This window comes from Mesorhizobium sp. P3_A10, assembly GCF_056403175.1.
The window spans coordinates 106858-125933 of the sequence record NZ_JBFUFZ010000004.1; the positions used below are offsets into that span (position 1 = coordinate 106858).

Genomic DNA, 19076 nt, shown 5'->3' on the forward strand with positions numbered 1-19076 from the left:
CGGCTTTGCGCCGGGCTTTTCGCTTGTTCTGCCGTCAGACGGTCAGGCCGACTTCTTCTTGTCGTCGTCCTCGTCGATTTCCTCGAAATCGGCATCGACCACGTCAGAGTCCTTGGCGGCGTCCGCCTTGGCATCGGCTTCCGCGGCTTCCTTCTGCGAGGCCTCGTACATGGCCTGGCCGAGCTTCATCGACGCTTCGGCAAGCACCTGGCTCTTGGCCTCGATGTCGGCCGCGTCGTCGCCTTCGGCGGCAGCCTTCAGCGCCGTGATCGCATCGGCAATCGCCGTGCGCTCGGCTTCCGAGACCTTGTCGCCATATTCCTTCAGCGACTTCTCCGAGGAATGCACCAGCGCCTCGGCCTGGTTGCGGGCCTCGACCACAGCGCGCCGCTTCTTGTCGCTCTCGGCATTGGCTTCGGCGTCCTTGACCATCTTCTCGATGTCGGCGTCGGAAAGACCACCCGAAGCCTGGATGCGGATCTGGTGCTCCTTGCCGGTGCCCTTGTCCTTGGCCGAGACGTTGACGATGCCGTTGGCGTCGATATCGAAGGTGACTTCGATTTGCGGCACGCCGCGCGGCGCCGGCGGAATGCCGACCAGGTCGAACTGGCCGAGCGCCTTGTTGTCGGCGGCCATTTCACGCTCGCCCTGGAAGACGCGGATGGTCACCGCCGACTGGCTGTCTTCGGCCGTCGAGAACACTTGGCTCTTCTTGGTCGGGATCGTCGTGTTGCGTTCGATCAGGCGGGTGAACACGCCACCCAGCGTCTCGATGCCGAGCGACAGCGGCGTCACGTCGAGGAGCAGAACGTCCTTGACGTCCCCCTGCAGCACGCCGGCCTGGATGGCAGCACCCAGTGCGACGACCTCATCGGGGTTGACGCCCTTGTGCGGCTCCTTGCCGAAGAACTGCTTCACGATCTCCTGGATCTTGGGCATGCGGGTCATGCCGCCGACCAGGACCACTTCGTCGATCTCGCCAGCCTTCAGGCCGGCATCCTTGAGCGCCGCCTTGCAAGGGTCGATGGTGCGCTGGACGAGGTCGTCGACCAACTGCTCGAACTTGGCGCGGGTCAGCTTCAGCGTCAGGTGCTTCGGGCCGGTCGCGTCAGCGGTGATGAAGGGCAGGTTGATTTCGGTCTGCGTCGTCGACGACAGCTCGATCTTGGCCTTTTCAGCCGCCTCTTTCAGGCGCTGCAGGGCCAGCTTGTCGTTCTTCAGGTCGATGCCCTGTTCCTTCTTGAACTCGGCCGCCAGATATTCGACCAGGCGCATGTCGAAATCCTCGCCGCCGAGGAAGGTGTCGCCGTTGGTCGACTTGACCTCGAACACGCCGTCGCCGATCTCGAGCACCGAAATGTCGAACGTGCCGCCGCCAAGGTCATAGACGGCAATGGTCTTGCCTTCCTTCTTGTCGAGGCCATAGGCAAGCGCTGCCGCGGTCGGCTCGTTGATGATGCGCAGCACTTCCAGACCGGCGATCTTGCCGGCATCCTTGGTCGCCTGGCGCTGGGCGTCGTTGAAATAGGCCGGAACGGTGATGACCGCCTTCTCGACCTTTTCGCCGAGATAGGCTTCCGCCGTTTCCTTCATCTTCTGCAGGATCATGGCCGAGATCTGGCTGGGCGACTGCTTCTTGCCGCCGGCCTCGACCCAGGCATCGCCATTGTCGCCCTTGACGATCTTGTAGGGGACAAGCTTCTTGTCCTTCTCCGTCACCGGATCGTCATAGCGGCGGCCGATCAGGCGCTTGACCGCGAAGATGGTGTTTTCAGGATTGGTGACCGCCTGGCGCTTGGCCGGCTGGCCGACGAGGCGCTCGCCGTCGCCCGAGATGGCGACAATGGAAGGGGTCGTGCGCGCGCCTTCCGCATTCTCGATAACCTTCGGCTCCTTGCCATCCATGATGGCGATACAGGAGTTGGTGGTTCCCAGATCGATACCGATTACTTTTGCCATTTTTCTAGTCTCTCCGCTAAGCAGGCTCTCAGGACCCGTTACAGGCGTTCCAACGAAAGCCCCTGTTCACAAGAAATTCCGCTCCGGCAACCGGCATTCCGGCACCGAACGGCTTGGCGCGTATATAAGAACAGGCTGCATCGGGCGCAAGCATTCTGCGCAAGGCGTCCACCGCCATACTGGTCGGTGGAGAACGGACCAATTGTCACGCGTCGGATCAGAACCTGAACGCCTCTGAACAAAGCGTGTGCAATTTAGGAAAAATAGCCTTGCCGGCAGTAATCACCAGCGTTCCGTCCCGCAGCACGGTCTTCGGGTCTGGCTTTACGATCGTGCCGCCGGCTTCTTCGACCAAAAGCATGCCGGCCAGGCAATCCCAGGCATTCATGTGCTCTTCCACGTAGCCAAGCAGCCGGCCGGCGGCGACATAGGCCAGCATCAGGGCGCCTGACGCGTTGCGGAAGAACACGCCGCCTTCCGCCAGGATGAGGCGGACCAGCACGGCGACATTTTCGGTTCTGGCGCGGTTTGAAAGTCCGGTTCCGACCGAGCCTTCCTCGAGGCTGCCGGTGGTGGTTGTCTTGATCGGCTTGCCGTCGATGAAGGCGCCGCCGCCGCGCCGGCCATGAAAGGTCTCGCCGGTCGATGGCTCATGGATGACGCCAACAACGGTCTCCCCATCCCTGGCGCAAGCGATCACCACGCACCAGGCCGGAATGCCGCGGACGAAATTGGCGGTGCCGTCAATGGGATCGATCACCCAGACATATCCTGTGGAGCCACCCACCGAGGCATGTTCCTCGCCGACAATGCCGTCTTGCGGATAGTTGGCGGCGATGGCGGCGCGGACAAACAGCTCAACCTCGCGGTCTGCTTCCGAGACCAGGTCCTGATGCCCCTTGCTCTCGATGGTCAGGCTGTCGAGGTCGCGGAAATATCTTAGCCCGAGCTCGCCGGCGCGCCGCGAAAGGTCGATGGCAAAGCGCATGCGCTGGTCGAGATCATGGGTCACGGGAGAGCTCGCGCTTGAGAGCAATTCCAGGAAAAGTGTAAAGCGTCTTTTCCGTCCGGAATTGCGAATAAACAAAAGAGGAGTCTGCCCTTAGCAGACGCACATGTCAGGCAAAAGCCAACCACTCACGCGGCTTGCGACAGCGATTTGTGGGCCTCGGCCAGGATCTCGAACGACCGCACCCGCGCCGCATGATCGTACATCTGCGCGGTGACCATCAATTCGTCGGCGCCGGTGCGGCGAATGAAGGCATCGACGCCTTGCCGGACCGTTTCCGGCGAGCCGACGACGGCGCAGGACAGCGCCTGGCTCAGCATGGTTTTCGCCATCGGGTCGAGGTCGCGCTCGTAACCCTCGACTGGCGCCGGCAAGCGGCCGGGCCGGCCGGTGCGCAGATTGACGAAGGCCTGCTGCAGCGAGGTGAACAGCAGTTTTGCCTCGGCATCGGTGGGGGCCGCAAAGACGTTGAGGCCGAGCATCACATAGGGTTTTTCCAGCTGTTCCGACGGCTGGAAGCGCGAGCGATAGATCTCCAGCGCGTGGTCGAGTTCGGCCGGCGCGAAATGCGAGGCAAAGGCGTAGGGCAGGCCGAGCATGGCGGCGAGCTGCGCGCCATAGAGGCTGGAGCCAAGGATCCACACCGGCACCTGCTGGCCCTCGCCGGGCACGGCGCGGATGCGCTGGCCATCCTCGGCCGGCCGGAAATAGCCCATCAGCTCGACGACGTCCTGCGGGAAATTGTCTGAGGCCTCGAGATTACGGCGCAGCGCCCGCGCCGTGCCCATATCGGTGCCGGGCGCGCGGCCAAGCCCGAGGTCGATGCGGCCGGGGTGCAGTGCCGCCAGCGTGCCGAACTGCTCGGCGATGACCAGCGGCGCATGGTTGGGCAGCATGATGCCGCCGGCGCCGACGCGGATCGTCCTGGTGCCGCCGGCGACATGGGCGATGACGACCGCGGTGGCGGCACTGGCGATGCCCGGCATGTTGTGGTGCTCGGCCAGCCAATAGCGCTTGTAGCCGAGACGCTCGGCGTGGCGGGCAAGGTCGAGCGAATTGGCCAGCGACTGCGAGGCATTGCTGCCTTCGATGATCGGCGACAGGTCGAGAACGGAAAGAGCGGTCATGATCAGCTTCCTACGATATTCTTCTGCCGCACCTTGGCCTCGAAGGCGGCACGGTCGGGAATGGTGATGTCGAGCACGCCTTCCAGCACGTCTGCGAGCTCGGCTGCTGTGGCGATTTCGCGCTGCTCGGTGCGGCCGCCCTGATGATGGATCGACAAGCGGTTGTTACGCAGCGCGTAGCGCCGGTCCGGCAAAGCGCGGGCGGCAATGATGGAGAACAGGAAATGCGAGGTCGGGTGGGTCGAGACGAAATGGTTGGCGACCGCATAATCGACCTCGTAGGCCTCTTGCATGTCGAAACGATAAAGTGTGCGCCAGTCGCCGCCGAGATTGGCCTGCAGGCGGAAATGGTCGCCGGCTTCAACGATGCGGAAGGTTTCATGCGGTGTCGTTTGCTCGAGACCGGGCTCGAGCAGCAGCGGCGCCGTCAGCGTCAGACCGCCGAAGCCGACATCGGCGATGTAGGTTCGGCCATCGAGCTCGACCCGCAACAGCATATGGCTGCGCGCGGTGATGGCGTCTTCTGCCTGGCCCCACAGAACCCGCGCGGCAAGGCCGCTGACGGTAAAACCCAGCGCCTTCAGCGCCTGCATGAGGAGCAGATTGTGCTCGAAGCAGTAGCCGCCGCGACCCCGCGCGAAGAACTTGTCCTGCAGCGAGGCGAGGTCGAGATGAACGGGAGTGCCCAGCAGCGTATCGAGATTTTCAAACGCGATCGCTTGCGGGTGCTTGAGATGCAGTGCTTTCAGCGTTGGCAGCGAAGCATCTGTCGCGCCGGTGTAGCCGATGCGGGCGAAATAGGCATCGAGATCAAATGAGGCGTCGGTCATGAAAAGGAGTCCGGCTTGACCGGCTCGATATAGGCACTCGGATCGGGAGCCGCAAACTGTGCGCCGGTTTATGTCGAGGCCTTCTCGACAGCCTCGGTTGATTCCTCCTCGACGACAACGGTCTGCTGTGCCGCCAAAAAATTGCCGACATGGCTCAGCCCATCGAAATGGTCGCAAAACACCTTGATGACGACCAGCAGCGGCACCGCCATCAGCGCGCCGACGAAACCCCACAGCCAGGACCAGAAGGCGATGGCGATGAAGATCGCCACCGCGTTGATCTCGAGCCGGCGGCCAACCACCATCGGCGTCACGAACTGGCCTTCGACGATGTCGCACAACAGCACGAAGGCGGGCGCCAGCAACGCGTAGGAGATGCTATCGAAGCTGATCAGCGCGATGACCGCGACGAGCAGTATTGTGATCAGCGCCCCGACATAGGGCAGGAAGTTGAGCAGCGCTGCCGCCGCCCCCCAGACCAGCGGGTTGGGCACGCCGAGCCCCCACAGGCCGAGGAAGATGACCGTTCCGAGGCTGGCGTTGATGAGAGCGACGGTGAGCAGATAGTTCGAGATCTCGCGCTCGACGTCGTAGACGACGCGCAGCGCCCGCTTCTTTTCGCTGAGGCTGGCAAACGACTGGATGATCTTTTCATAGAACATCGTACCTGACGCCAGCAGGAACAGCGACAGCACGAAGATGATGGTCAGGCTGGTTCCCGCTGAAAGTATGTTGCCGGCGGCTTGCGACAGGATGCCGGACTGCGACATCACCACCTTCTGTATGCCGGGCTCCTGGCCAGTGTTGGTCAGCCCCTCAAGCTCATGCGAGATATGCATGATCTTTTCGAAAGGACGACGCAACTGCGCCAGTCGCTCGGTCAATTGCTGGCCGATCGACGAGCTGTTGTTGACGAGGTCGATGACCGGGCCGCTGAGCAGATAGCCGGCGCTGGCAAAGAGGCAGACCGACAGCAGCACCAACAGGGTCGCCGACACCACGTCGGGCACGCCATGCTTTCGCAAATAGCGCACGATCGGCGTCAGCGTCAGTGTCAGCAGGAAAGCCAGGATAACCGGCATGAAGAAGGCGCGAGCGAAATACAGCGCGTAGATGGTCATCAGGATGAAGATGCCGATGAGCAGCGAGCGCATCAGCCGTGTGTCCGCGCGCGCCTCCACGCGCGGATCCGGGCTTTCGGCTGCGCCCAAAGCGGCGGGTTCGACTTTCATTCTGGTTCCCTCGATCGGGCACCGCAATTGGTGCAGCCGATCGGCGAAAACGCCGGTGCATCCTCAAAGTTCCTTTAGCCGGCAGCGACAAGGCTCGTGTGAGCCTTGTCCGGCAATCCTCAGCCTCGGATCAGGCGACCGATGCTGTGATGGCGGGAACGGCCGTCGCCGTTTCCTTGCGCACGATCGGCGCCACTTTGGTGCCGTAGAGTTCGATCGCTTTCATGATCTTGGCGTGTGGCATGGTGCCGATCGCCATCTGCAGCAGGAAGCGGTCATTGTTGAAGATCTTGTGCTGGGCGACGATCTTCTCGGCCACCTGCTCGGGATTGCCGACGAACAAGGCTCCGTTGGGGCCGCGCGACTGGTCGAAATGCGCCCGCGACGTCGGCCCCCAGCCACGTTCGCGGCCGATGCGGTTCATCACCTCGGCTTGCGGTCCATAAAAGTCGTCGGCCGCCTGCCCGGTGGTCTCGGCGATGAAGCCGTGCACATTGATGCTGGTGGCCAGATTGGCCGGATCGGTGCCGGCCCGTTTGGCGGCGTCGCGGTAGATGTCGAACAGCGGCGCGAACCGCGCCGGCTCGCCGCCGATGATGGCCAGCGCCAGCGGCAGGCCGAGCACACCCGCGCGTGCCGCAGATTGCGGCGTGCCGCCAATCGCGATCCAGATCGGCAATTTGTCCTGGAATGGGCGCGGGTAGACGCCGCGATCGTTGATCGCTGCCCGCAGATTGCCGGACCAGCTCACCTTGACATGATCGCGGATGGCGAGCAGCAGGTCGAGTTTCTCGGCAAACAGCTCGTCATAGTCTTCGAGATTGTAGCCGAACAGCGGGAAGGATTCGATGAACGAGCCGCGCCCGGCCATGATCTCGGCGCGGCCGCCGGACAGAAGGTCGAGCGTCGCAAACTGCTGGAAGACACGCACCGGATCGTCGGACGACAGCACGGTGACGGCGCTGGTCAACTTGATGTGCTTGGTGCGTTCGGCAGCTGCGGCCAGCGCAACGACTGGTGCCGAGGCGGCATAGTCGGGGCGGTGATGCTCGCCCAGACCGAAGACGTCGAGCCCGACCTGGTCGGCGAGCTCGATCTCCTCGATCAGATTGCGCAATCGCTGATGCGGGCCGATTGCGCCGGGGCCCGGTTCCGGGCTGACGTCGGCAAAGGTATAGAGACCGAGTTCCATGAGTTGTCATCCAATGTTTTGATTGTTGCGCTAGAGGTAGCGATGCGCCCGCCCCGCCGCCAGAGGGGCGGACGGTGAACAGTGCATGTCGGTTTCGCCTCGAAAGGCGTCTCCCGGCTGCAACAGCCAGGAATTTCATGGCTGCCATGCCGTTTTGGCGCTTGAACTCTCGGTTTTCGCGCGTATGTAAGCGTCGCGAATTGACTTCAGGGAAGTGGACTTGGCTATTTACAGGGAAAAAGACGTTTTCGAGCGGCGCAACGCCGCAAACGAGGCAAAGAAGGCGCTTCTGGAGCGCTTCAAGTCAAAGCCGGCGGCAGACGATCCCGCGGTGCTGGCACGACAGGCCGAACGCAAGGCGATCCTCCAGGCCCGCGAAATCCGCGAGGCTGAAAAGGCCCGGCTGAAGCAGGAAAAGCTGGCACGCGAGGCGGTCGAGAAGGCCGAGCGCGAGGCAGCAGCTGAAGCGGCGCGTATTGCTGCCGAAGAAGCGGCGCAGGCGGAAGCAAAGATCCGGGAAGCCGAAGAGAACGAGCGCATTGCTCGTCTGCTCGCCGACGAAGCTGAACGCAAAGCCAAGCGCGACGCGCGCTATGCGGCGCGCAAGCAGCGTACCGGCAGGACGCCTCCGGGCTTCTCCGCCCGCTAGCCTCAAGGCTACGAAGCATCTGCTTCGAGATCAGGGTCGCTTCGCAGCGGCCCTGAATGTGTTTGTCCGCAGGTATGGTCAGGCTGCCAGCTTCAGCCCCATGATGCCGCAGACGATCAGCGCGATACAGCCCAGCCGGATCGCGGTCGCCGGCTCGCCCAGCAACCAGATACCAAGCAGCGCCGTGCCGACGGTGCCGATGCCGGTCCACACCGCATAGGCGGTGCCGACAGGCAGCGTCTTCAGCGCCAGGCCGAGCAAGGTCAGGCTGACGATCATCGAGGCGACAGTCAGCACGGTCGGCAGCGGCTTTGAGAATCCGTCGGTGTATTTGAGGCCGATCGCCCAGCCGATCTCGAACAGGCCGGCGAAGAAAAGAAGTGTCCACGACATCGGAGCGCTCCATCAGGGCATCGGACCGAAAACTGGAATCCGGTTTTCGCGGGATCGATGCTCAATCAAACAAGGGCGGGTCGTCCCGGCCGTTTTCGGGGAAAGCGCGAAGTCGTCTTCGTCGGGCGAGATATAGAAACTTGCGAGCGCCCAATCAATGACTACACCGGCGGCATCGGGTGCCGCCGGCTAAAAACCTTTGCCGAAACGAATGGCCGAGGCCTACCGCTCCTTGAGCTTCATCGCCTTGACGGGCGGTGCCTTCAGGGCCGGAGCCGCGGCGGGCTTCTTGGCGTCCTTCTTCGGCTTGCGGGCTTCCTTGCCCGCCTTCATCGCACCTTTAGCCATGATTCGTTCCTCCAATTGCGAGACGGCAAGTGAAACAAGAGAAACGCCCGACTGCAAGAGGTTAGCGCCTGCCACCGCCGCCAGCCGCCCGCTTTCAACCGGTTTCTAATTTGCTCGTAAACCATGTCGGTCCGTGTCATGGTTGTTTTCGCACTGCAGCATCGGCCCGTGCTTTCGCCGGGTGATGATCAGGCAGGCCGGTCAGGACAAAGATGCGAATCCACATCGGCTGCGAGATGAGCTTCGACTTTCCGCAGGAAACGCCGCTGATCGCGATGCTCAACGTCCACTATAGCAGAGCATCCGATCTCGAACGCCCGGATTTCCTGACCTCCAATCCGCCGGTACCGATCCAGAGCTATCGCGACAGTTTCGGCAATTGGTGCAACCGTTTTGTCGCCCCGCCCGGCCGCTTCACCTTCGGCACAGATGCAGTGATCCGCGACCCCGGCACCTTCGAGATGGGCGACCTGATGGCCTGGCAGCACGAGGTGCGCGACCTGCCGTCGGATACGCTTTTGTTCCTGCTGCCGAGCCGCTTTTGCGAGAGCGACCTGCTGGCCAGTGAAGCCTGGCGGCTGTTTGGCCACACGCCGCTCGGCATTGCGCGCGTGCAGGCGGTCTGCGACTTCGTCCACAACCACATCGTCTTCAACTACGGCAATGCGCGGCCGACGCGCACCGCCGCAGAAGCCTATCGCGAGCAAAGCGGCGTCTGCCGCGACTTCGCGCATCTTGCCGTCACTTTCTGCCGCGCCCTCAACATTCCGACCCGCTACTGCACCGGCTACATCAGCGACATCGGCACGCCAAAACCGTGGTCGAGCATGGATTTCGCCGCCTGGATGGAGGTCTATCTCGGCGGTCGCTGGCATGTCTTCGACCCGCGCAACAATGCGCCGCGCATCGGCCGCATCCTGATCGCCTCCGGCCGCGACGCCGCCGATGTGCCGCTGACCCATATTTTCGGTCCGGGCCTGCTCACCGGCTTCAAGGTATGGACCGACGAAATCGTCGAGTAGGCGCCGTCCCTGAACGGCGGGCCAGGTTGCGCCTTGTGAAGGCTGTGGAGCTTGGGCGGGTGCTCGGCTAACCTCCTGACATCAACCGGGACAGCACACCATGGCGGCGCATGGCGGGTCGAAAAAGGTCATCTACGCGGCGCTCGCCGGCAATCTCGCCATCGCGCTGACCAAATTCGCCGCCGCCTTCTTCACCGGCAGTTCGGCGATGCTGTCGGAAGGCGTGCACTCGCTGGTCGACACCGGCAATGGCGGCCTGCTGCTCTACGGCATGCACCGCGCCGCCCGCCCGCCGGACCGTACGCACCCGCTCGGCCACGGCCGCGAGCTCTACTTCTGGAGTTTCATCGTTGCCCTGCTGGTCTTCGCGCTCGGTGCCGGCGTGTCGTTCTACGAAGGCGTGATCCACATCCTCGCACCCGAGCCGGTCGCCAATGCCATGGTGAACTACATCGTGCTTGGCCTGTCATTCCTGTTCGAAGGCAGTTCCTGGTGGGTGGCGCTCAAGGAGTTTCGACGGGAAAAGGGCAGGCTCGGCTGGCTCGAAGCGGTCCAGCGCAGCAAGGACCCCAGCGTCTACACCGTGCTGTTCGAGGACAGTGCCGCCCTGCTAGGCCTGATCGTCGCCTTCGTCGGCATACTGGCGGCGGAGCTGCTGGAGATGCCGCAGCTCGACGGCGCCGCCTCGATCGGCATCGCGCTGATCCTGGGCGCCACCGCGATCTTCCTGGCGCGTGAAAGCAAGAGCCTGCTGCTGGGCGAACCGGCGTCGCCCGAAGTGCAGAGACAAGTGCTGGCCATTGCCCAGCAGGACCCGGCGGTGCAGCGCGCGAACGGTGTGCTGACGCTGCATTTGGGTCCGCAGGAAATCGTTGCCGGCTTGAGCATCGAGTTCGAGGATCATCTGGCGGCGCCTGAGATCGAGGCCTGCGTCGAGCGCATCGAAGCGCGGCTGAAAAAGGAAATGCCTGATATCACGCGACTGTTCGTCAAGCCGCAGACGACCGGGACCTGGGAACGGCGGCGCAAGGCGGTCGAGGCAGCATCCGGAGAGGCTCTGGACTAGCCGCTAGCCATTGCCTGACGACCCCGCCGCGCTAAGATCGCAGGACGGATTTCGGAGGAACCAGCATGAAAATCGACGGCGGTTGCCATTGCGGCGCCATCACCTACGAGGCGGAGGTCGATCCGGAAAAGACCTCTATCTGTCATTGCACGGATTGCCAGCAACTGACCGGCACGGCCTTTCGCGTCACCGTTCCCGCGCCTGAGAGCCAGTACCGGATTACCAGCGGTACGCCCAAGGTCTATATCAAGACAGGGTCGAGCGGCGCCAAGCGCGCGCAGGGCTTTTGCGGCGACTGCGGTTCGCACCTTTACGCAACGTCGGTTGGCGACGGCCCGAAGGTCTACGGAATCAGAGCGGGGACCGCACGGCAGCGCGAGGATCTGGTCCCGACACAACAGAAGTGGCACCGATCGGCGCAGCACTGGCTTCCGGAATTCGAGGGGATCAGCGTCGTGGAAGAACAGTAGCCCCGGCGCGGGGCCTTCTCAGTCGTCGCCTTCGACGACCCGCAGCCTCAACTGCCCGGTCTTGGAATCCGCCACCCGCACCCCGGGCTCGGCCTTGGCCGGTCCACCGCGCGGCTCAACTTCGCTTTCGCCAAACTCCAGCGCCTCGATCTTCTGGCCGCGCTTGGTCACCTTCGACGTCGACACCAAAATGTCGTCAATGTCCTTGGCCGACTGGCCGAAATGCGTCTGCAGCCGGCGCACCCGCTCGTCGACGCGTGCGACATCCTCCATCAGCCGGATCACCTCGCCCTGGATCAGATGCGCCTGCTCGCGCATGCGGGCGTCCTTGAGGATCGCCTGGATGACCTGGATCGACAGCATCAAAAGCGATGGCGAAACGATGATGACACGGGCGCGGTGCGCCTTCTGGATAAGCGCATCGAAATTCTCGTGGATTTCGGCAAACACCGATTCCGACGGCACGAACATGAAGGCGGTGTCCTGCGTCTCGCCCTGGATCAGGTATTTTTCCGAGATATCGCGGACATGGATCTCGATGTCGCGGCGGAAGGCTTGCGCGGCCACCTTCTGCAAATCAGCGCCGTCGGCGGCGCGGATGGCGTTCCAGGCCTCCAGTGGAAATTTGGCGTCGATGGCCAGCGACGGCGCGCCGTTCGGCATCTTCACCAGGCAGTCGGGCCGGCTGCCATTCGACAACGTCGCCTGAAACTCATAGGCGCCCATCGGCAGGCCGTCGGCGACGATCGCCTCCATGCGCGACTGGCCGAAGGCGCCGCGCGTCTGCTTGTTGGACAGGATCGCCTGCAATTGCACGACCTGGCCGGCCAGCGACTGGATGTTGCCTTGCGCGGTATCGATCACCGCCAGCCGCTCCTGCAACTTGGCCAGGCTCTCATGCGTCGATTTGGTCTGCTCGGTCATGGTCTGGCCGAGGCGGCCGGTCATCGCATCGAGCCGCTGACCGATCGACTGGTTGAGTTCGGCCTGTCTTGCGCCGAACACCTCCGCGATCGCGCCCATGCGACCCTGCATTTCGGCCTGGCTTTGCAGGATGCCCGCCATCCGCGCCTCGGCGTCGCGGGCATGGTCGGCGGCCTCCGCGGCGGCGATGGTCCGCGCCTTGGCCGACCGCCACAGCGCAACCACCAGCGTCAGGAACAGGCCAAGAAACAGCATCGCGCCGAACGCCACCGCGTGGCCGAGCGTGATCGTCGTGGCGCCGAGCCGGGCAACAGGCTCGGAAAGGATTGATGTCAGATCATTCATTTGGGCAGCATAGATGATTCGGCCCATCGGCACAGATCAAAACGTGAACGACACCGCAAGCGCCCCGGTTGACGCTTTTCGCGCGAGGTCTTAGGTGAGAACGCATGTCGATCAAGCCGCTTATCATCCTTCCCGATCCCGTCCTGCGCCAGCTTTCCAAGCCGGTCGAGCGCGTTGACGGCGCCTTGCGCAAACTGGCCGGCGACATGCTGGACACCATGTATGACGCCCCCGGCATCGGTCTGGCGGCGATCCAGATCGGCGAACCGCTGCGCATGCTGGTGATCGATCTCGCCAAGGAAGACGAGACGCCGGCGCCGCATGTCTTCATCAATCCAGAAATTCTCGAAAGCGCCGACCAGCGCTCGGTCTACGAGGAAGGCTGCCTGTCGATCCCCGACTATTATGCCGAGGTCGAGCGGCCGGCGGCCGTGCGGGTGAAATATCTCGACCGCGACGGCAAGTCGCAGGAGCTCGAGGCCGAAGGGCTGATGGCGACCTGCCTGCAGCACGAGATCGACCATCTCAACGGCGTGCTGTTCATCGACCACATCTCGAAGCTGAAGCGCGACATGGTGGTGAAGAAGTTCAAGAAGCTCGCCAGGGACAAGGTGCCAGGCAAGCTGGTGGGATAGGGGTCGGAAAATGCCCCTTCGAGTCATCTTCATGGGCACACCTGAATTCTCCGTGCCGACGCTGCGGGCAATCGCCGAGGCCGGACACGAGATCGTTGCCGTCTACACGCAGCCGCCGCGTGCCGCCGGCCGCCGCGGGCTGGAGCTGACGCCGTCGCCGGTGCAGCGCGAGGCGGAACGGCTGGGCCTGGAGGTCCACACGCCGGTATCGCTGAAAGGCGAGGCCGAGCAACAGGCCTTTAGCGCCTTGCAGGCCGATGTCGTCGTCGTCGTCGCCTATGGATTGCTGTTGCCCAAAGCCATTCTCGACGCGCCACGGCTCGCTTGCCTGAACGGCCACGCGTCGCTTTTGCCGCGCTGGCGCGGCGCTGCCCCCATCCAGCGCGCCATCATGGCTGGCGACAGCGAGACCGGCATGATGGTGATGCGCATGGAGGAGGGTCTGGACACCGGCCCGGTGGCAATGGTTGAAAAATGCGCCATCGAACCCGATATGACGGCCGGTGATCTGCATGACCGCCTGATGGCGATCGGTGCCTCGCTGATGGTGGAAGCTCTCGGGCAGTTAGCGACAAATTGTCTGACATTTACCCTACAGGCGACTGCGGGGGTGACCTACGCCCGAAAAATAGATAAATCGGAGACGCGCGTAGACTGGACGCGGCCTGCCGGCGAAGTTCACAATCACATTCGCGGCCTTTCGCCCTTTCCCGGCGCATGGTGCGAAACTGAAATTGGTGGCCGCACAGAACGGCTGAAACTGCTTCGCTCGACGCTTTCGGATGGCCTGTCGCTTTCCGAAAATTTGGGCGAGTCGGGAGGAATTCTCGATGACCGACTGACGGTCGCCTGCGGGTCAGGCGCAATCAGGCTGGTCGAAGTTCAACGCGCGGGCGGAAGGCCCGCTGCCGTGCAGGAGTTTCTGCGCGGGACCAAGCTCGAAAAAGGAATGAAATTCTCATGAGCATGATGTCGATACGCGCGGCAATGCCGCGGGATCGCGAGGCGATCCGCCTCGTCGAGGAACATGCATTCGGCCAGCAGGCGGAGGCCGGGCTGGTCGACGCACTGGTCACCGGCGGCGATGCCGTCGTCGAACTCGTGGCGGAAGAAGACGGGCAAGTGGTTGGCCACATCCTGTTTTCCAGGCTGTTCGTCCAGAACGGCGGCAAGCAGTTTGCAGCCGTTGCGCTGGCGCCCTTGGCGGTCGAGCCGTCCTTCCATGGCTCGGGCATTGGCGGCGCGCTGATCCGCGAGGCGCACATCCGCCTCAAGGACGCCGGCGAGACGCTGGCCGTCGTGCTCGGCGACCCCGCCTACTATGGCCGCTTCGGCTACACCCATGCGCGTGCCGAAAAGTTCGACAGCGAATACCAGGGCGAAGCGCTGCAGGCATTGACCTGGGGCGAGGCGCCCGAGGCCGGCAAGCTGGTCTACGCCTCGGCCTTCAGTTCCGCTCTCGCCGCCTAGGCGAGAGTAACCGCAGGGGATGCCGCGTTTTCGCCTCGACGTCGAATATGACGGCAGCCTGTTTGCCGGCTGGCAGCGCCAGGCCGACCAACCCACGGTGCAGCAGGCGATAGAGAAAGCCATCGAGAGCTTCTGCGGCGAGCAGGTCTCGCTGCGCGGCGCCGGCCGCACCGATGCCGGCGTCCACGCCACCGGCCAGGTGGCGCATGTCGACCTCGTCAAGGCGTGGCCAAACGACAAGGTGCGCGACGCCCTCAACGCCCATCTGCAAATGGCCGGCGCCCGCATCGCCATCCTTAGGGCAGCCGCTGTTCCGGATGGCTTCGACGCGCGTTTCTCGGCCATCGGCCGTCACTATCTCTACCGCATCGTCAATCGCCGCGCGCCGGCAGCGCTCGACAAGGGCAAGGTGTGGTGGGTGCCGAAGCGCCTCGACGCCGCTGCCATGCACGAAGCGGCAAAAGTGCTGCTCGGGCGGCATGATTTCACCACCTTCCGTTCGACCCAGTGCCAGGCCGACAGCCCGGTTCGAACGCTCGACCGCCTGGATGTCAGCCGGGTCGACGATGTGATCGAAATCAGGGCCTCGGCGCGCTCGTTCCTGCACAATCAGGTGCGCTCGATGGTCGGCTCGCTGAAGCGCGTCGGCGAAGGCGGCTGGACGATTGCCGATCTCAAGGCCGCGCTCGACGCGCATGACCGCGCTGCTTGCGGCCAGGTGGCGCCGCCCGACGGGCTTTTTCTCATCGGCGTCGATTATCCGGAGACGGACACATCCGGCATGGAAATGCCGAGCAGCACCTGAAGCCCGTAGGACACAAGCTGCGACGCGACAAACATGCCCAAAAAGACGGCGCTGCCGACTGCCGCTCCCCTGCCGATGACCGCATTGGTCATCCGCCAGATCAGCACCTGCGAGAACACAAACAGCGCCAGCATCGTCAACAGGACGAACTGATCTGTGAAGGGCACAAAGAGGCTGAGCAACGCTGACGGCAGCGATACCCAGGCAGCAATTGCCATCGCCCAATTGTAGGCGACGACATAATGGACGAATCGCCCGCCAATGCCGACTCGCGGTGCGATGAGGGCAAGCCCGACAAGCGGCAGCACCCAGCCGCCGATCTCGACAGTCGCAAGGCGGGTGAGCATGCCGAAGCGACCCGCTATGGCCTCGGGATCGGCGATCACATTGGCAATGCCGACCCAACCGACGATCAGCGCCGGCGCCGCCACGACGAGGGCGAAAAAGGAATTCCAGAAACCGTCCGCCGACAGGTCGAGCAGCCGCAATCCGTCGGCCTTGCCGAGCATCAGCCGCCAGGCGCCGGTCAGCGATGTGTAGGTTTCGTCCGCCGAAAGCATCTACGCGCCGCCCCGCTCGAACCAGTCTTCGATGAAGCGCAGGTAGATCTGCGTCAGCGTTTCAAGGTCGGCCAACGCGACGCGTTCGTCGACCATGTGCATGGTCTTGCCGACCAGCCCGAACTCGACCACGGGACAATAGTCCTTGATGAAGCGTGCGTCGGAGGTGCCGCCGGAGGTCGACAGCCCCGGTTTTCTGCCGATCGTCGCCTTGACCGATTGGCTGAGCGTCTTGATCAGCCGGTCGTCGCGGGTCAGGAAGACATGGCTCGGCCGGTCGCGCCAGACGAGTTCATAGTCGACCGGCGTCTTGGCCGTCCGGTACTTCTTGCGCCGGGATGCCTGGTCGAGGCGGTTGTGGATCTCCGCCTGCACGGTCTCGGCGGTCCATGTGTCGTTGAAGCGGATGTTGAAGGTTGCTGTCGCCTTCGCCGCAATGACGTTGGTCGCCGGATTGCCGACATCGATCGAAGTCACTTCCAGATTGGTCGGCTGGAAGTCCTTGGTCCCCTTATCGAAGACCGGGTGCAGCAAGGCGTCGACCAGGCTCATCAGCCCGCGCACCGGGTTGTCGGCAAGCTGTGGATAGGCGACGTGGCCCTGGCGGCCATTGACGGTGATGCTGCCGGAGAGCGACCCGCGGCGGCCGATCTTGATCATGTCGCCGAGCGCGTCCGGATTGGTCGGCTCGCCGACGATCGCGGCATCCCATTTCTCGCCCTTGCCAGCCGCCCAATCGAGCAGCTTCGTCGTGCCGTTGATGGCCGGCCCTTCTTCGTCGCCGGTGATCAGCAGCGAGACCGAGCCCTTCGGGCCGCCCTTTTGCTCGACATGGCGCGCCACCGCGGCGATGAAACAGGCGATGCCGCCCTTCATGTCGACGGCGCCGCGGCCGTACATCTCGCCCTTGGCGATCTCGGCGGCAAAGGGCGGGTGGGTCCAGGAGGCTTCGTCGCCGACCGGCACCACATCGGTGTGGCCGGCAAACATCAGATGCGGGCCGTTGCCGGAGCGCCGCGCGTAGAGGTTCTCGATGTCCGGCGTGCCACCTTCGGAAAACACTGGACGCTCGACGGAAAAGCCGAGCGGCTTCAGCATATCTTCCAGCGCGCTCAGCGCACCGCCCTCGGCGGGGGTTACGGAGGCGCAGCGGATGAGGGCGGCGAGGTTTGCGGCGGGGTCGGTCGGCAGCGTCATGGGCAAAGCGATAGTCGAAAGCGAAAGGCCTGTCACGGCCTGACATGAAGACCGACCATGCCGCCGACATTATGGTTTTCATGTCGTATAGTTGCAGGTCACGGCAGGATTATCGGATGGCCAACGGGGAAAAAACAATCGCCATTGCCGGCGCCGGCAGCATTGGCTGCTACGTCGGCGGGTGCCTGGCGCTCGCCGGCCGGCCGGTGATTCTGCTGGCGCGGCCACGCATCGACGCGGCTTTGCGGCAAGGCGGATTGCGCATCACCGACCTCGACGGCCGCGACCGCTTGATCGAGCCAGAGGCGGTTTCGGTGACTGTCGACCCGGCGGTCGCCTTGCACGACGCCGAAATAATCCTGGTGACGGTCAAGAGCGGCGCGACGCAAGAGATGGCCGCACTGATTGCCGCCCATGCCCGTCCGGACGCGGTGTTGGTCAGCCTGCAGAACGGCGTCGATAATGCCGGCATATTGCGGGCCGGGCTTGGCCAGCGGCTTGTGCTCGCCGGCATGGTGCCGTTCAACGTCGTCCAGTCCCCGGACGGGCTATTGCCGCTTCGCGTGCACCGCGCCAGCGAGGGCAAGGTGATGATCGAGTACGGCATGGCCGACCTTGCCGAGCGCCTCGATGTCGAGGGGCTTGCCCTCGAAACCCATGCCGACATGACGGCGGCGCTGTGGGGCAAGCTGCTGATGAACCTGAACAACGCGCTTGCCGCGCTGTCCGGCCTGCCACTGGCGACGGAGCTTGCCGATCGCCGCTGGCGGCTGATCCTGGCCGGTCAGATCGACGAGGCGCTGGCAGCCATGAAGGCGCTGAGCATCAAGCCGGCGCGCATCGCCGGCCTGCGGCCCGCGCTGCTGCCAAAGGTGCTGAGGCTGCCGGACTGGCTGTTCAGGCGCCTGGCGCGGCGCATGCTTGCCATCGACCCGCAAGCGCGTTCGTCGATGTGGGACGATCTGCAGCGCGGCCGGCCGACCGAGATCGGCGAACTGCAGGGGGCGGTCGTGCGCCTCGCTGAAAAGGCGGGCACGCCGGCGCCGCTGCTGAACAGCGTTATCGCTTTGGTGCGCGCGGCGGAGGCGGCGCAGATTGGCTCGCCGGGCCTGACGCCGGAGCAGGTTGCGCGGCCGGGTGGTTCTCGATCAGCGTGATCTTCTGCCAGATCTTGCGCGACAGGTTGGACGCCAGGTTCTCGATGTCGTTGACACCGTCGATGACCACGTCGTCATTGACCGACTGCGCGAACAGCGCCGCTATCTTGCCGGTGATCGACAGCATTTCCGAGCAATAGTCGAGGTAGCGCGCCAGGTCGGCGGCGTTGGTGATACGGGCCGGGGACTGCGACGTCGGTTTGAAACTGGCCGAAAGCGCCGCCGGATCCTTGGTCAATTGGTGCATGTCGATGACATGGATCAGCGATCTCAGCCCGTGCAGCTGGCGAAACACCTGCTTGCGCTTGAGACGCTCCTCGGTGCGGATCAACGCCAGGAAGCCGAGCACGGCCAGGATCATCATGTTGATCGTGGCTTCGATGCCTTGCACCGACTGCACCGCATCGTCGGCCTGGGAGATGTGAATGAGCGGCAGGATGGTGCCGACGAACAGGAAGATCAGCGCGCCGGCGACCACGGCCGCGGCGATGATGCCGCGCAGCCACCAGATCGGCGCTTCGAGCGCCTTGGCCGCCTTGGTCAGGTCGCGCGACAGCGACACCAGTTCGGCGGCGACGCCGCGCAAGCCGGCATCGGGAAAACGCTCGGCGACGCGGCTTTCCAGCCGCTCGGCGGTGTCGATGATCAGTTTCGGATCAAGCGTGCGGTAGCGCATGACGAGAGGT

21 protein-coding genes are annotated in these 19076 nt (G+C 63.8%); 9 read left to right on the top strand and 12 right to left on the bottom strand.

Features of this window, described 5'->3' with window-relative positions:
* Positions 1-42: 42 nt before the first annotated feature.
* The 6 genes from dnaK to AC1DXU_RS17310 form a co-directional block, all read right to left on the bottom strand.
* Complete coding sequence (dnaK, locus tag AC1DXU_RS17285; RefSeq protein WP_477370665.1) at positions 43-1959, bottom strand: molecular chaperone DnaK; 1917 nt, start codon at positions 1957-1959, stop codon at positions 43-45.
* A gap of 217 nt (positions 1960-2176) precedes the next feature.
* A complete protein-coding gene (locus AC1DXU_RS17290; protein WP_477370668.1) occupies positions 2177-2971 on the bottom strand; it encodes an inositol monophosphatase family protein in 795 nt (264 codons plus the stop codon).
* 125 nt (positions 2972-3096) lie between these two features.
* Positions 3097-4095: an LLM class flavin-dependent oxidoreductase gene (locus AC1DXU_RS17295; protein WP_477370671.1), complete on the bottom strand. Its 999-nt coding sequence runs from the start codon at positions 4093-4095 to the stop codon at positions 3097-3099.
* 2 nt (positions 4096-4097) lie between these two features.
* On the bottom strand, positions 4098-4925 hold the full coding sequence (locus AC1DXU_RS17300; protein ID WP_477370674.1) for an arylamine N-acetyltransferase family protein: 828 nt from the start codon (positions 4923-4925) through the stop codon (positions 4098-4100).
* Between the two features lie 68 nt (positions 4926-4993).
* Positions 4994-6157 (bottom strand): AI-2E family transporter, encoded by a 1164-nt coding sequence (locus AC1DXU_RS17305; RefSeq protein ID WP_477370677.1) that lies wholly within the window; start codon positions 6155-6157, stop codon positions 4994-4996.
* Between the two features lie 130 nt (positions 6158-6287).
* A complete protein-coding gene (locus AC1DXU_RS17310) occupies positions 6288-7349 on the bottom strand; it encodes an LLM class flavin-dependent oxidoreductase (protein WP_477370680.1) in 1062 nt (353 codons plus the stop codon).
* A gap of 220 nt (positions 7350-7569) precedes the next feature.
* Between AC1DXU_RS17310 and AC1DXU_RS17315 the strand changes: the two genes are divergently transcribed.
* On the top strand, positions 7570-7998 hold the full coding sequence (locus AC1DXU_RS17315; RefSeq protein ID WP_477310617.1) for a DUF6481 family protein: 429 nt from the start codon (positions 7570-7572) through the stop codon (positions 7996-7998).
* Between the two features lie 78 nt (positions 7999-8076).
* Here the strand turns inward: AC1DXU_RS17315 and sugE are convergent, their stop codons facing one another.
* On the bottom strand, positions 8077-8391 hold the full coding sequence (gene sugE / locus AC1DXU_RS17320; RefSeq protein WP_477370683.1) for a quaternary ammonium compound efflux SMR transporter SugE: 315 nt from the start codon (positions 8389-8391) through the stop codon (positions 8077-8079).
* Between the two features lie 222 nt (positions 8392-8613).
* The gene (locus AC1DXU_RS17325; RefSeq protein WP_477274112.1) at positions 8614-8739 is read right to left on the bottom strand and encodes a hypothetical protein; all 126 of its coding nucleotides are present in this window, start codon (positions 8737-8739) and stop codon (positions 8614-8616) included.
* 212 nt (positions 8740-8951) lie between these two features.
* Between AC1DXU_RS17325 and AC1DXU_RS17330 the strand changes: the two genes are divergently transcribed.
* The 3 genes from AC1DXU_RS17330 (at position 8952) to AC1DXU_RS17340 (ending at position 11297) form a co-directional block, all read left to right on the top strand.
* A complete protein-coding gene (locus AC1DXU_RS17330) occupies positions 8952-9761 on the top strand; it encodes a transglutaminase-like domain-containing protein (protein WP_477370686.1) in 810 nt (269 codons plus the stop codon).
* A 100-nt stretch (positions 9762-9861) separates the two neighbouring features.
* Positions 9862-10827 carry a cation diffusion facilitator family transporter gene (locus tag AC1DXU_RS17335; RefSeq protein WP_477370689.1) on the top strand — a complete coding sequence of 322 codons (966 nt, stop codon included), beginning with the start codon at positions 9862-9864 and terminating at the stop codon, positions 10825-10827.
* Between the two features lie 65 nt (positions 10828-10892).
* Positions 10893-11297: a GFA family protein gene (locus AC1DXU_RS17340; RefSeq protein ID WP_477370691.1), complete on the top strand. Its 405-nt coding sequence runs from the start codon at positions 10893-10895 to the stop codon at positions 11295-11297.
* A gap of 18 nt (positions 11298-11315) precedes the next feature.
* Here the strand turns inward: AC1DXU_RS17340 and AC1DXU_RS17345 are convergent, their stop codons facing one another.
* Positions 11316-12566 carry a DNA recombination protein RmuC gene (locus tag AC1DXU_RS17345; RefSeq protein ID WP_477370694.1) on the bottom strand — a complete coding sequence of 417 codons (1251 nt, stop codon included), beginning with the start codon at positions 12564-12566 and terminating at the stop codon, positions 11316-11318.
* Between the two features lie 104 nt (positions 12567-12670).
* Between AC1DXU_RS17345 and def the strand changes: the two genes are divergently transcribed.
* From def to truA, 4 genes are read left to right on the top strand one after another with little or no spacing between them, the layout of a single operon-like run.
* Positions 12671-13201 (top strand): peptide deformylase, encoded by a 531-nt coding sequence (gene def / locus AC1DXU_RS17350; protein ID WP_477240452.1) that lies wholly within the window; start codon positions 12671-12673, stop codon positions 13199-13201.
* Between the two features lie 10 nt (positions 13202-13211).
* A complete protein-coding gene (fmt, locus tag AC1DXU_RS17355) occupies positions 13212-14165 on the top strand; it encodes a methionyl-tRNA formyltransferase (RefSeq protein ID WP_477370696.1) in 954 nt (317 codons plus the stop codon).
* Positions 14162-14671 (top strand): GNAT family N-acetyltransferase, encoded by a 510-nt coding sequence (locus AC1DXU_RS17360; RefSeq protein WP_477240456.1) that lies wholly within the window; start codon positions 14162-14164, stop codon positions 14669-14671. Before fmt ends, AC1DXU_RS17360 begins: the two co-directional genes overlap by 4 nt.
* A 19-nt stretch (positions 14672-14690) precedes the next feature.
* The gene (truA, locus tag AC1DXU_RS17365; protein ID WP_477370699.1) at positions 14691-15476 is read left to right on the top strand and encodes a tRNA pseudouridine(38-40) synthase TruA; all 786 of its coding nucleotides are present in this window, start codon (positions 14691-14693) and stop codon (positions 15474-15476) included.
* Here truA and AC1DXU_RS17370 read toward each other — a convergent pair.
* Together AC1DXU_RS17370 and dapE are read right to left on the bottom strand one after the other, a co-directional pair.
* The gene (locus AC1DXU_RS17370) at positions 15428-16036 is read right to left on the bottom strand and encodes a transporter (RefSeq protein WP_477370702.1); all 609 of its coding nucleotides are present in this window, start codon (positions 16034-16036) and stop codon (positions 15428-15430) included. The genes truA and AC1DXU_RS17370 overlap by 49 nt on opposite strands.
* Entirely contained in the window at positions 16037-17233 is a 1197-nt protein-coding gene (dapE, locus tag AC1DXU_RS17375) for a succinyl-diaminopimelate desuccinylase (RefSeq protein WP_477370705.1), read from the bottom strand.
* A 116-nt stretch (positions 17234-17349) separates the two neighbouring features.
* Between dapE and AC1DXU_RS17380 the strand changes: the two genes are divergently transcribed.
* Positions 17350-18390 (top strand): 2-dehydropantoate 2-reductase, encoded by a 1041-nt coding sequence (locus AC1DXU_RS17380; protein ID WP_477370707.1) that lies wholly within the window; start codon positions 17350-17352, stop codon positions 18388-18390.
* Here the strand turns inward: AC1DXU_RS17380 and AC1DXU_RS17385 are convergent.
* Positions 18293-19066 (bottom strand): hypothetical protein, encoded by a 774-nt coding sequence (locus AC1DXU_RS17385; protein ID WP_477370710.1) that lies wholly within the window; start codon positions 19064-19066, stop codon positions 18293-18295. The genes AC1DXU_RS17380 and AC1DXU_RS17385 overlap by 98 nt on opposite strands.
* Between the last annotated feature and the right edge of the window lie 10 nt (positions 19067-19076).